At 45.3% G+C, this 13,248-nt stretch carries 12 protein-coding genes; 4 read left to right on the plus strand and 8 right to left on the minus strand.

The window, feature by feature from the left end; translation table 11 throughout:
- Positions 1 to 47: 47 nt before the first annotated feature.
- The 4 genes from rutD to rutA all read right to left on the minus strand — a co-directional run bounded on the left by rutD (position 48) and on the right by rutA (position 3,293).
- Positions 48 to 896, minus strand: coding sequence for a pyrimidine utilization protein D (gene rutD, locus AWH61_RS18915; RefSeq protein ID WP_212667581.1), 849 nt, complete (start codon positions 894 to 896; stop codon positions 48 to 50).
- A 58-nt stretch (positions 897 to 954) separates the two neighbouring features.
- On the minus strand, positions 955 to 1,338 hold the full coding sequence (rutC, locus tag AWH61_RS18920) for a pyrimidine utilization protein C (protein ID WP_014950778.1): 384 nt from the start codon (positions 1,336 to 1,338) through the stop codon (positions 955 to 957).
- Positions 1,339 to 1,470: 132 nt separating this feature from the next.
- On the minus strand, positions 1,471 to 2,205 hold the full coding sequence (rutB, locus tag AWH61_RS18925) for a pyrimidine utilization protein B (protein WP_039231260.1): 735 nt from the start codon (positions 2,203 to 2,205) through the stop codon (positions 1,471 to 1,473).
- Positions 2,205 to 3,293, minus strand: a complete 1,089-nt coding sequence (gene rutA, locus AWH61_RS18930) for a pyrimidine utilization protein A (protein ID WP_014950780.1) — start codon at positions 3,291 to 3,293, stop codon at positions 2,205 to 2,207. Before rutA ends, rutB begins: the two co-directional genes overlap by 1 nt.
- A 309-nt stretch (positions 3,294 to 3,602) precedes the next feature.
- Between rutA and rutR the strand changes: the two genes are divergently transcribed.
- A complete protein-coding gene (gene rutR / locus AWH61_RS18935; RefSeq protein ID WP_014950781.1) occupies positions 3,603 to 4,277 on the plus strand; it encodes an HTH-type transcriptional regulator RutR in 675 nt (224 codons plus the stop codon).
- Between the two features lie 87 nt (positions 4,278 to 4,364).
- Here the strand turns inward: rutR and AWH61_RS18940 are convergent, their stop codons facing one another.
- A complete protein-coding gene (locus tag AWH61_RS18940) occupies positions 4,365 to 5,036 on the minus strand; it encodes a Crp/Fnr family transcriptional regulator (protein ID WP_014977456.1) in 672 nt (223 codons plus the stop codon).
- Positions 5,037 to 5,123: 87 nt separating this feature from the next.
- Between AWH61_RS18940 and AWH61_RS18945 the strand changes: the two genes are divergently transcribed.
- Both AWH61_RS18945 and AWH61_RS18950 read left to right on the plus strand, forming a co-directional pair.
- Positions 5,124 to 6,029, plus strand: coding sequence for a sterol desaturase family protein (locus AWH61_RS18945; protein ID WP_075177923.1), 906 nt, complete (start codon positions 5,124 to 5,126; stop codon positions 6,027 to 6,029).
- Between the two features lie 69 nt (positions 6,030 to 6,098).
- On the plus strand, positions 6,099 to 6,338 hold the full coding sequence (locus AWH61_RS18950; protein WP_075177924.1) for a VF530 family protein: 240 nt from the start codon (positions 6,099 to 6,101) through the stop codon (positions 6,336 to 6,338).
- A 91-nt stretch (positions 6,339 to 6,429) separates the two neighbouring features.
- Here AWH61_RS18950 and AWH61_RS18955 read toward each other — a convergent pair whose 3' ends face one another.
- The 3 genes from AWH61_RS18955 to AWH61_RS18965 all read right to left on the minus strand — a co-directional run bounded on the left by AWH61_RS18955 (position 6,430) and on the right by AWH61_RS18965 (position 12,466).
- A complete protein-coding gene (locus tag AWH61_RS18955) occupies positions 6,430 to 9,333 on the minus strand; it encodes a TonB-dependent receptor (protein ID WP_075177925.1) in 2,904 nt (967 codons plus the stop codon).
- Between the two features lie 65 nt (positions 9,334 to 9,398).
- A complete protein-coding gene (locus tag AWH61_RS18960) occupies positions 9,399 to 11,033 on the minus strand; it encodes a trehalase family glycosidase (protein ID WP_083606001.1) in 1,635 nt (544 codons plus the stop codon).
- A 92-nt stretch (positions 11,034 to 11,125) separates the two neighbouring features.
- Positions 11,126 to 12,466 (minus strand): GntP family permease, encoded by a 1,341-nt coding sequence (locus AWH61_RS18965; RefSeq protein ID WP_075177926.1) that lies wholly within the window; start codon positions 12,464 to 12,466, stop codon positions 11,126 to 11,128.
- A gap of 238 nt (positions 12,467 to 12,704) precedes the next feature.
- Here AWH61_RS18965 and AWH61_RS18970 point away from each other — a divergent pair, with 238 nt between their 5' ends.
- Positions 12,705 to 13,238: a gluconokinase gene (locus AWH61_RS18970; RefSeq protein ID WP_249922688.1), complete on the plus strand. Its 534-nt coding sequence runs from the start codon at positions 12,705 to 12,707 to the stop codon at positions 13,236 to 13,238.
- Positions 13,239 to 13,248: the final 10 nt, after the last annotated feature.

The raw sequence follows: 13,248 nt of genomic DNA on the forward strand, positions 1-13,248 counted from the left end.
TCTTTAGCTGAAAACACCCCAAAGCCTGATGCAGTGTCATGTTCACGTTAGGCCACTTGCCCTAAATAGCTGCGCAGCAGTTCATTAAACGCAATTGTGTTTGTAATGCTTGATGCATGCCCGCCGTATTCCATGACCGACAATTCGGCGTTGGGCATAGCTTCAGCCAACATCTGTGAACGCTGCCACGGCACCAAGGTGTCGTCTTTGTTGGCAAGCGCTAACGTTGGTGTGGTGATGGCGTACAAACTCTTATCAATATTGAACGTACTAAGGGCACCAATGCGGGCGAGCAAGTTTTCCTCGTTAGGGAAATGGTTGAGTAAGTGCGCCTCTTCCTCTGCCAAGTGGGCGGCATTCGCGGATATCCAATCAGGCGGAAACAGCAGCAGCGCCTGAAGTTGCAAATACATGTCCTTTCTGCCTGCCGCCAATAACGCTTTGCGTATATTAAAGCAGCGCAATGTGTGCGGATTTGGACTGCTCCACGTATTTATCAGCACTAAACTTTGTAAAAGCTTAGGTTTAGATAGCGCAAGCTGAAGCCCCACCAAACCACCCAGCGCGTGACCGACGAAATGGCACGCTTGCACTTCAAGTTTTCTAAGAAGTGCAGCGAGTTCATCCGCCATATTTGAAATGCTGTAATTCGCTGGCAAGTCACCCACACTTTTGTTGGTGCCATAGTGATCGTAAGTGATCACTCTGTAGTCTTGGGCAAAGTCACCCAGTTGCGGCTGCCAAAATTTCGCTGCCCCGCCCAGCCCTGAACTAAACACAATCGTAGGTGCGTCGGGCGACGTCAGCCCGTGTATTTCGTAATGTAACTTGTTACGCATTTCGCCGTTCATTTCGCCGCTAATGTGGGCGTAGCTTGCCTGCACATCAGAATGCATAAAGCTCACCTATATAAAACCAGTGGGCGCAGTTCGCGGGAAGTCCAAACATAATCACCTACCCAATGTGTGCTACAGACGCAATTTCAATTAAGGCTTCAGGCTTTACCAGCCCAACCTTAATGCAGTAGCGCGCTGGCTTTTCACCTGGAAAGTATTCGGCGTACACCTTGTTTACCGCGGCGTAGTCATCCCAATCGGTAATAAAAATTGAGTTGAAAGTGACGTCATCCATAGTGCCGCCCGCTTCTTCGATGACACTTTTAATGGTTTCTAGAACGTGGCGCGTTTGTGCTTCGGCGTCGCCGACGTGGACTACGTCATTGTTTTCGTCAAACGGTAAGGTACCTGACACATATAAAATATTGTCAGCCATAGAGCCTGGAACAAAAGGAGCTATTGGCGTTGATGTACCTGCTGGAATAATGGCTTTCTTTGGCATGTTCTTATCCTTTCCGTTGCGCTTTCTATGCATTGCTGCCTAGCGCCTATAAATGATTTACTTCAAGTCGTGCTAACTGATTTATCGTGTAGTTTTTGTCTGCGTGGCTACTAGATGCTAAGAAGAAAGCACCTAACTCGTCCCTTCAAATACTTCACAGAACTGCGCGGTGGTAGACACCCACCCGAAAAACGTCTGAATGTTGAAAAGTGAGGCCTCGTGAATGTCTGGCGGGCCAGCTTGATATGCCGCATCGGCCAGCACCACACCAAAATATTCCAGGTGGAAGCCATCGCGCAGCGTAGATTCCACACAGACATTGGTTGCAATGCCTGTAAACACTAAGTTGCGAATACCGCGTGCGCGCAGCATGCTGTCTAAATTAGTATTGTAAAAACCGCTGTAACGGGTTTTAGGAATAATGATGTCGCCATCTTGAGGCTTTAGCGCATCGACAAGCGCGTAATCCCAAGTACCTTTGGCCAGCAAACTTCCCTTAAGCTCTGGTTGTTTGCGCATGGTTTTAAGGGCATTAGACTTATACCAGTTCGGCGAACCAGGGCCGCCGGCCTCTTTGTAGTCGGCATCCCATCCATTTTGTAAGAACACCACAGGCATGCCTGCAGCCCGCGCTGTTTCAAGCACTTTAGTGGTGTTTTCAATGACTGGCGCCGTAGTGGACACATCAAAACCCGCCTTGTCTAAGTAGCCGTTTTTACTGGCATAAGCGTTTTGCAAATCCACCACAATAACGGCAGTTTCCGCAGGGTTTAACGTCAACGGTTCAGGCTTAGCTGGCAGTACGGGCTGCCCCGTCTGGCGCGCTTGAAAGCACCCTGAGACCTCAAATATTTCACCTGCTGACATTAGGCGGCTCCCGATGTGCTAAGCAAATGCTGACGGGATTTCATTAGCGGCTGAATTTTAGTGCCGAAATCATCCATGCCTTTAAGGAAGTCATCGAAGGTCAGCAATACACCTTCACAGCCCGGCACTGTGGCTATTTCATCAAGCATAGAGGCCACCGACTCATAGGAACCCACCAGCGTTCCCATGTTCAGGTTTACTGCTGAGGTTGGGTTGGTCATATCGCGGATATTCGTGTCTTTACCCGATTTCTTATCAGCAGCTCCTTGCGTTGCCATCCAGTCCAACGCTGACTGATCTTTGCCGTCTTTATAGCTTTCCCATTTCGCCATAGCGGCTTCATCCGTCTCATCGGCAATAACCATGATAAGTACCGCTGAACCTACGCTGCGACCGTGTTTTTCAGCCGCTTCAGTTAAGCGCGCTGCGGTTGGTGCAAAAGCGGTAGGTGTATTTACGCCTTTACCAAAGCAGAAATTATAGTCGGCATGACGCGCCGAGAAATCCATGCCTGCTGCGCTTTGACCGGCACAGATAAGTGGAATTTTTCGCTGTGGCTTGGGCAACATTCGGCAATCATCCATTTGGAAATGCTCGCCTTTAAAATCGCTTTTTCCGGTTTCCCATAATTCTTTGACTACCTGAATGTATTCATCCAAATACTCATAGCGGTTACCGAAAAATTCATCGCCCGGCCACATACCCATTTGCGAGTATTCAGGGCGTTGCCAGCCAGTGACTAGGTTTACGCCAAAACGTCCGTTGGAGATAGAGTCGATGGTACTGGCCATGCGCGCCATGATTGCAGGCGGCAAGACTAGTGTGGCAGCCGTGGCATATAGTTGAATTTTTGAGGTAACAGCAGCAAGGCCTGCCATTAACGTAAACGACTCTAAGTTGTAGTCCCAAAATTCGGTTTCACCGCCAAACCCTCGCAGTTTGATCATAGAGAGCGCAAAATCCATATCGTACTTTTCAGCCTTCATTACAATCTCTTTGTTGAGATCGAAGGAAGGTTTGAACTGAGGCGAATTTTTCGAAATTAGCCAGCCGTTGTTCCCAATCGGAATAAATACACCTATATCCATGTTGTACCTCTGCTTGTATGCGTTTTAAGCGGTTTATCCCGCTTTTTTTAAGGTTGCCGAATTCAAAACATTGAAGTGGCGGTATACTTAGTGAACAGCATAAAGCAGGCCAATTTATTTAATCTATTAATTTCAGCAACTTACAAAATTCTGAAACCCAAATTGGACTTATTGGTTCAATTTGGAACACCAAGTCCAGTGCAATTGAACTTAATTGGTGCATATTTGTGCAAATGGGTTTATAGCGACGAGAACTCCACGTAAACTAAGCGCCTGAGCACGGAAATTCCGGTAAAGAAGAGACAAGTAGTGAGTAAATCTGAAGGTCAAACAATTACGAAATCAGCGAGAGCATTTAGCCCGACCACGCAAAAGCGAAGAGAAAAAGCGTTACTAGAAAAGCGTACTCGCATTATGGATGCAGCCCTTTCCTTGTTCTCAAAGAACGGCGTGAGTGGCACCACTGTAGAGCAAGTATCGGAACTAGCGAATGTCTCAAAAAGTAATTTACTGTATTACTTTAAAAGTAAAGAGGGTTTGTACTTATCGGTTATTACCCACCTTTTAGATGTGTGGTTAACGCCCCTTCAGAGCTTTTCAGCAGAACAAGACCCTATAGAAACCCTGAGCGACTACATTAAAGTAAAACTTGAAATGTCGAGGGACAATCCAGCTGAATCTAAGCTTTTTTGTATGGAAGTGGTACAAGGTGCCCCTCTTTTAATAAAGGAATTAGAAACGCCGCTCAAAACACTGCTGGACGCGAAAAGCGCCGTCATTATCGAATGGATTGAAGCGGGTAAGCTAAAGCCTGTTGACCCTATACACTTGATATTCAGCATTTGGGCCATTACTCAGCATTACGCCGATTTCAGCGTGCAGATCAAAGCCGTAACCGGTAAAGATTTAAGCGATCCCGCTTTCTTCGAGAGCACGCTAAGCAACATTCAGCACATTATTTTAGGCGGGCTAAAGCCAGCGTAATACTTGATGCATGAGTTGCCATGGGCGTGGAATAAATTTGAGGGAGGGTCTTTTGGCGCTCTCGCATGTGGAGCGCATTAACCGCTCTTACAATGGTAATAGTGACGAACTTTCTTTCAAAAAACCTTCCAGTCGCTCGACCTGGGTAATTGCCACGCCCCCATAGCGCTTTTCAATCAACTTTAAATCATACAGCTTCGTTAATGATTTATGTGCGGTAAGTACGGTAACGCCCAATCTTTCAGCATAATCGCTTTGCCTTAACGGTATAAAGACGTGCTTAGAGGTAAGATACGATTGATAAATTAGCTTAGCTAACTGGACGTGAGTGGGTAAGCGTCGAATATCATCCAACCTTTCCAGCGCCGAGTGAAGCTTTATTGCCAGTGACCGGGTGATGAATTCAGCAATCGCTGGATGTTGGCTTGTCAGAGAACGAAAAGCAGGTTCAGGTATTTGTAATACCTTACATTCCGTTAGCGCTTCAGCGTGATGCGTTCTTGCAAGTGATGCATACAATGTGAACTCGCCAAACGTATCTCCTCGTTGCAATACAGTAGTAATTTGATAACTGCCGTCCAGGCCATAATTACCAATCTTTACTTCTCCTGATACCACAACAGACAGCCCTTTGTTTTTACTTCCCCTATCGTGAATTGTCGAGGTAGCCGCATAGGTTCTTAGCGTTCCAAAAGGCAAACAAAGCTCGACGTAGTCGTCAGGCATAATGGTTTGCTGCTTGCCGTGAATGTAAGACATGACATTCAAATCTATACAAGTATATATTCTTGCATGTTAACGCAATGTAAATTTACTCTCAACAATCTCTTGGTGGGAGTCTTTACAATGGGTTATCAATGGGCAATTTTAGCGGTTTTTATCATGTTTGCTTTGCTGGAAGCGAAGAATGGTAAGCTATTTAAAAAAGCGACAGAAGTAAGCGATGATGGAAAAGTAGAGCTGATAGGTACGTTACTCTTATTTATTGTAACCCAGCCACTGGTTCTATTTTGTTCTGCAACAATGATGGCACTAGCATTTCCCCAATATCAGGGAATACTTGTAGATTCCCCTATTCTCTTGCACATAGCGCTACTTTTGATTTTCGATGACATGATGCAATATTGGTGGCATAGGCTTTCACATTCCACCCGATTTCTTTACAACTTACATAGAGCCCACCATAACGCTAAGTACATGAGCGTTCGCATTATTTACAGAAATAACTTTTTCTATTACCTGTTTATGCCTTCGCTATGGTTTTCCGGTGCACTAATTTACCTGGGTTTGGGTTGGACCTATGCCTTTTACTTGGTGGTTAAACTTACCGTTATCACCGGCGCCCACGCGGAGTGGAAATGGGACAAAACACTGTACAGTATTCGGTGGTTACATCCTGTGGCCTGGGTAATTGAACGCACGATATCAACGCCTTCTACACATAGTGCGCATCATGGGTTAAAAGCCGATGATGGCGTGACCAACTACAAAGGTAACTATGGAAACCTGTTGTTCTTCTGGGATGTACTATTTGGAACCGCTAAGATCACCAGGCAATATCCTGCACAATACGGTATTGAGGGTATGTTTTACGCCAACTGGAAAGAACAGCTTATTTGGCCGCTTTATAAAACGCCGCGAAAGCCTAAAGCAGTGCAAAGTCCATCGACGAAAGTGAACGATGCTAGCCAATCTTTGATACCGAACACAAAACAAATACCTACGGGTGAAACAATTGAAAGTAAAGCCTAGCGCATTGATACGCAGCAAGTGGGTTCGTGCTAGACTAGGGTCTTAATTTAGAACAAGCAGCGGCACTTTATGAATCAGCAACCCAATAACCCCTTACATGGCTTAACGCTAGAGAAAATCGTCACGCAACTTTACGAGCGTTACGGATGGGATGGATTGTATTACCGCATCAAAGTGAACTGCTTTAATAACGATCCTTCGATTAAATCGTCACTTAAGTTTCTTAGAAAAACCCAATGGGCGCGAGATAAAGTAGAGCAGCTTTATATTCAGACATTCCATGACGTCTCTAAGCGTGATGATGAGTAGATTTTAGAGTAGTTGGTAAGAAACAAAATTAAGGGTAGCGCGAGATAAATGTACTCGCGCTACCTTTTTTATCTAAGGAACGGTGGGTGGATTAGAAGGAGTAGTTTAGATTTAACAAATAACTAGGACCGAATTGACGCCTTGAAGATACCACACCAGTCGCATCATCAATCGTTTCTTCATCTTCGTCAGCAAGATTCGTCCCCGACAAGGACACTCTTAGGCCTTCTAGATATTCTACTCCCGAGTCAGCAAAGTCATAGCTAATCTGCGCGTCGACCAAGGTTACATCACTGCGTGTTGCTTCCTCGATTTTATTCGACCCACCCCTTTGGTAAGTTAAAAAGTCGGTTCGATGAGTGGTTGCTAGGCGAACTTCAAAGCCTTCGTACTGATAATAAACCGTCAATGAGTAAGATTTATCTGATTGCCCAGGTACTCTTGAACCATCTTCTAGCTCGGCATCCACATACGTAAATGAAGCAGCTGTACCAAAGCCGTCTAGTGCTGTAGTAAACGCATTAAATGGTAAATTCAGGGTGACTTCAACACCCTCTACTTTTCCTTCTAAACCGTCTTCAAAGAACGAGTAAGTTCCTAGATCAGGAGGAGTGACGATATCTCCTGCTTCATAGGCTACGTTTGCAGGCCCGTAGATGCCGTCAGCTTCAATAACACGATCGTGAAAACCAGGCACAAAGTAGTTTGCTCCGCCATTCGTTTCATCATTGGTAAAGTCAATCCACTGGCTTCCATCACGCGTCCAATTCACAAGATCCTTATAGAAGTAAGCGAGCGCAAAATAACCTTCGTCACTGAAATAATTTTCATATGACAGATCGAAATTGTTTGATTCCAAAGGTCGTAGAAGCGGGTTACCTGAAAACTTAGACCAAGGAGAACCATAATTTTCGACGGCCTCTTGAGTATTAGGAATGGAAATTTGATCAATATTTTGGGTGAACTTGACGAACCCAGAGGCCTTCATTTGGTCAATGCGAGCGCGGCTAATGGTTTTGTTCGCAGCAAATTTAAGAAACTGCCCAGTCTTGAACTCTAAACTAAGGTTTAAACTCGGTAACAGATGGCTATAGCTGTCTCCCATATCTACCAGGCATGATTCATCAACGACATCATCGTTGTTGTCGTCACACACTTTAAAATTGCTACCTATCACTGCTATCGTGCCAATAGAGGACTGCTTCGTATCTACATATTGAACGCCGAAGTTCCCTGACAAGAACATTTCATTGAAGCTGAATTCGAAGTCAGTTTTTGCATAAAGGGTTAAGACCTCTTCTTCCACCTCGTAGGTGTCACCTAAACGATCTGGTTCCAAAAACCCTGCGTCGTTCTGCGTGTAGGTCCCATCTCTGTAAGGCCGGAATCCATCATATGCCACTACTTCACCTAACCCCATCCACGTCAAATCGGCCGTGCCGTATACATAATCGCTCGGAATGGAATCGCTGAATGGATAGGAATCAGCGGTCGCAAAGAAACCTTTATTCACTTTGTCTTTATAGCGGTCAGAGAAGTTAACACCGGCTGTAAATTTAGAAAAGAACTCACCATCTAACAGGCCGGAAAGCTCTAATTTAACAGTAGTAAGTTCTTCGCCAAAGTCGGCATAGTTTAAGAAGCCGTCTTGCCCATTAAGGTATGAAAATGGATTACCATTCGCTTGCAATACATCGGTTTCGAACTGTTCGGCCAAACTTGCCATACCGCCGCCCCAACTTTGCGGCCCTGCCAATTGCAGTAGAGTTGGGTCTGAAAAAACATCTAACCCACTGGAGTCGGTAAATACTATCCCATCAGGTGACATTACGAACTCTCGCGAGCCATATTGAGAAGGATCTAAAGCACCTGAACGCCCAAGACCTGCATAAGACTCGCCACGTAAATCACGCTTTTTGGACTCACTTCGCGCGGCATCGAGTTCTACTGACCAGTTGTCATTGAGGAAATAAGTCGCATTGAAGCCGAAGGTGTCTAATTCCCCATCTTTTTGTCGGGGATCGGTTCGCAAAACTGAATTGGCGTTTATCTGCGTTCCTGTAGAGTTAGCTCCAGAACCAGTAACATTTACTGCAGTAAACGGGTCAATAATACCTCGTCGTACCCCTGAGTCTGAATAGTCGATAGACAATATGTCCACGACAATATCTAAGCTATCAGAGGGCTGATATTGTAATACAGCAGATACCGTATCTCGCTCAAGTTCCGTGCTGATCACATGACTGCTAATGCCGGTAGGTAAAATTTGGCCAGCCGAATTAGTTCCGTAGCCCCATACTCCATAATTCCTTTGATTATTCGGAGAGGTCGTCGTAGCAAGTGCGAGAGCGAATCCCACTTTGTCATCAGCAAATTTCTTGTTTAATGATAACGCGAGTCTGTGCCCTTCATTATCGAATTCAGGGTTATCAGAGTCTCGCTCCCCTACTTCATAGCTGGTATTGATTGTATAAGATTCTTCAGCTTGAAGAGGGCGTACAGTTTGTAAATCCACAGTACCACCAATACCTTGAACCATAAGGTCTGCTTGAGTGGTCTTGTATATCGTAGCACCGGTCATTATCTCTGAAGGATATAGATCATACTCCACACCGCGGTTGTCACCGATTCCAATCAGTTCTCTTCCGTTTAACGATGTGCCCGTGAAATCCTCTTTGAATCCGCGGATAGATATGCCTGATGTGCGTCCGCCACTTCGCTCGCCCGATAAGCCAGGGAGCCGCGCTAAAGATTCTGCTATAGAAGAGTCTGGCAATTTACCAATATCTTCTGCCGAAATGGACTCGATAATAGAAGCTGCGTCCATTTTAACAGCTTGCGAACGTGCCAAGGCACCTCGAATCCCTGCTACAGAAATGACTTCTATATCTTGCTGAGTTGCTCCCTCTTCCTGCTGGGCTAACACGCCATTGCATACAAAAACAGATGAAACCGATACCGCTAACATACTCGCTTTGAACATCCTTAACTTCATACAAGTCTCCTAATTGTGTGGTGTGTACTGTGTTGTGTTGTTGTTTTTGTGAATTTTGTTAATCGCTACTTCGACGCTACATTCTGCTCGGCCAGTAATCGGTAAAAAGCGAGGTCCACTCCGTTTGTCCATCCGAAGCCATCTTGCGTAGGGTATTCTCCACCACCTGCTTTTAACGTGGTGTCGACGACGTTGTACTTCTCCATCATTTTCCCTTCGGCTTGGTACACTTTTTCATTTAGCGCTAACCATCTGCTCATTGCGTCATTCGCAAGCGCGTGTTTGTTATAAGTCAGTAAGCCTTTAACACCGATATACTGAAGAGGAGCCCATCCGTTTGGATAATCCCACTGCTCCCCTGTCTCCACCAACGTGGAAACAAAACCGCCCTGCTTTAAAAAATGCTGATTGAGGTACTTTGAAACGCTGTTCGCTGATGACGCGCTTGCAGCTCCTACAAATAAGGGATAAGCCATTGCCATTGACATGCGTCCAGTTAACTTTCCCTGAACATAGTCATAATCCTGGTAGGTTCCTGTTTTCTCGTCGAAGTGGTACTTATGAAGTAAAGCTTTTCGACGCTCGGATGCAGCGAAATAATGCTCGCTCTTTTTGCTGTTTTCGGTGTGACCAAAAAGTACCGCTAGAGTATGCTCAATTTGAAATAGTAAACTGGTTAGGTCTACCGGGATTATGTCCATCGCGTACGTTGTCGACTTATTCATACCATCGCTGAACCAGCGACTACTAAAATCCCATCCTGATTCACATACTGCTCTTAGATGCTTGTGGTATGTACCTCGCTCGCGCTCTGGCAGTGCTAAGGCCCAACGTAACTCTTTACCATACGCTTCGGCTCGAGGCTCTTCTTTAGCGCCCGCGTATCGATTTAAGTAATCACCATTCTCCAACACAATAAGGTGCCCCCCTTCTACAGCTTCCTGTGGAACAGATTCATTACCATCCATCCAGTATTGATATTCTTTTTCAAGCTGGGGCAGATATTGAATAACGGCATCAAACCCGTGCTTTTCAGCGTAAGCAAGGAGTGTTGCCGCAAACAAAGGGGGTTGAGAGCGGCTTAGAAAATAACTGCGGTTGCCATTTGGTATGAAGCCGAAGCTATCAACTAAATACGCAAAGTTATCAATCATTCCCAGCGCCAATTCGTCTTCACCAGATTCAAGCAGCCCTACAATTGAAAAATAGCTATCCCAATAGAACATCTCTCTAAATCTTCCACCGGGAACAATATAGGGGTTAGGTAAATCGATAAGACTTGAATATTCAGATGTTCTGCGAGGATGCCTGACTAGATTCTTCCAGTGATTATTTAAGTGATTTTGTAGGAGAGCCTCATGCGCGCCACTCTTTATACTCGGGCTTTCAGGAAGAATGAATTGCGAGTGAATAAAGGTCTTAAGATCAAACTCTGGCGTACCCTTTAATGCTCTATAGCGCTTTAACACCTCTCGCGGAGAACTTTTTGGGATAGCGTCAACAAAAGTTTTGTAGTCACCTAAAACTTTAGATACTTGAACATCAATAAACAGTTCTTCAAGCTCGACTTCAGGGTAATAAATACTGCTTTCTTTCGATAACTCATCTTCGGCATAGCCTGCAAAAGCAATAACACAAAGCAAGAGTGCTCCAACTCTTGGGATTGTGCGAAATCGCACAGTATCGAAAATATTAGCCATTGATTTGTACTCCAACATCGCCACTTGGAAACCGGTTTCCAAGCATGCTAAAAAAATACTAAAAAAAACAGTTCGCTCAGCGTTTTAAGAAATCAAACAAATAAACCGAGCAATAACACAAGAAAAAGCCCAATAAACCCTATTAAGGTCGCCATGCACGTCCAAGAAACAAAGGTGTCTTTCACCGAAATATCAAAATAACGATTAATGATCCAAAACCCCGTATCGTTCACATGAGACATGGCCGTGGCCCCCGCTGCGATAGCGATGGTCATCAGCGCAAGCACGGCAGGTGAAAACGCCAAATCCTGCACTACAGGGCCCATTAAACCAGCAGCCGTTAACATGGCCACCGTAGCCGAGCCCTGAATAATTCTGACTGAAATTGCGATAAGAAACCCGGCTGCCAATGGTGGGAGCGGCGATAATGCGACAACATCGGCGAAGGCCTGCCCCGCCCCAGAATCGATGAGCACTTGTTTAAACATGCCACCCGCGCCTGTTACCAGAATGACCAAGGCAACCGGTTCTAACCCTCTCGATGCGATGTTTCTAATTTGCTCGCTAGATAAGCCCTGCTTCTTCCCAAGTACTTTAAAACAGGCGATGGTGGCGATGGTCAAGGCAATGAAGGGATGACCAATAAATAGCAAAGCCTCTTTCAAGAAACCATCGGGTAGTGTGAACTTCGCTAACGTTCCAATCAAAATAGCCACCAGAGGAAATATCAGTAGCGCAGCCACTGAAGCAAAACCGGGAAGGTGCGCAGGTTTATTGTGCGACGCCTCTAAAATGTGAGCAGGAACCGGTACATACAAGCGCTTGGCCAAAAACGTCGCATAAATTGGACCTGCTAAACATGCGCAAGGTACGCCCACAATAAAGCCGAATAATATGACTAAGCCGATATCAGCCCCTAAAATTGAGGCTACCGCGACGGGACCGGGTGTAGGAGGTATGAAGGCATGGGTTACGGCAAGCCCAGCAGTAAGCGGAATACCGTAGTAAATGAGCGATTTCCCTGACTTCTTCCCCAATGAATAAATTAGTGGCATTAAGATAATGAGCCCGACTTCAAAGAAAACTGGAATTGCCACCAAAAACCCCGTAAGCACAACCGCCCACTGGCTGTTCTTCTCACCAAACTTAGTATTAATGGTTTGCGCGAGTCTATCGATACCACCAGACTCTTCTAAGAACTGCCCGAACATAGCACCCAGCCCAACGATAGTGGCCACAAATCCCAGCGTATTGCCCATGCCTGATTGCATGGATGCCAGCACATCGGCCGCTTGCATTCCCGTTCCAAGGCCGACAAATGCTGCAGCCACCAAAATAGCAATGAAAGCATGCACTTTTCTAACTACCACTAAATAAGTTAGAAGTACAATGCTACAAATGGCGACAAAAAGAAGTGAAAAGGTATCGGTCATACGTGTTCTCTGGTACCTGATTACGACCTCATCATAGTATGACAAAGCCACAAGCCAACATTAGCTTGCTATCAACATCGACCTAAGTACTTCCCGGCCGATGTTAATTATTTATTAATTAATATTGTATTTTCATAACAATATTATAATCACCACTTGAACGCAACCGGTTTCCAAACTAATATTTATGGTAGTGCTGATAGTGAGAATATCTCTGCGTATCCTCCTGAACTAAACTATGAGAAGTAAACTTATGACCCACCGCCATGTATTTTTCGTTTCGGGAGTTTCAGGGACGGGAAAATCAACATTAAGTCGACATTTAGCTGAACGGTTTGCTATGCCTTTTGAAGAAGGAGATCGCTATCACAGCGCAGCAAGCGTAGAAAAGATGTCTTCTGGCATACCGCTACAAGATGCAGACAGATGGGAATGGCTAATTACCCTAAACATGATTGCCAAACAGCACCTTCACGCTGGCCGCAACGTGGTTATAAGCTGTTCAGCGCTGCGCTCAGCCTATCGTGACGTGCTAACCAAAGACATTTCGTCTCACTGCCATTTTATTTATCTTCAAGCTTCACAGTCAGTGCTAAGCGCGCGATTAAAACAACGGGAGCATTTTTTTAACGGTGATGCTATGCTCGAAAGCCAGTTTGCAGCCTTAGAGCTGCCTTCAAAAGAAAGCGCATTCATTATTGATGTGGCGCAGTCCTTCGAGCATGTATCCAAACAAGCCGAAGACTTTATTCGCCCCTTAATATCAGTATAAGAATGGCGAC

Origin of the sequence: Alteromonas sp. W12 (assembly GCF_001924945.1) — a bacterium.
In the GTDB taxonomy this organism is placed as follows: Bacteria; Pseudomonadota; Gammaproteobacteria; order Enterobacterales; family Alteromonadaceae; genus Alteromonas; species Alteromonas macleodii.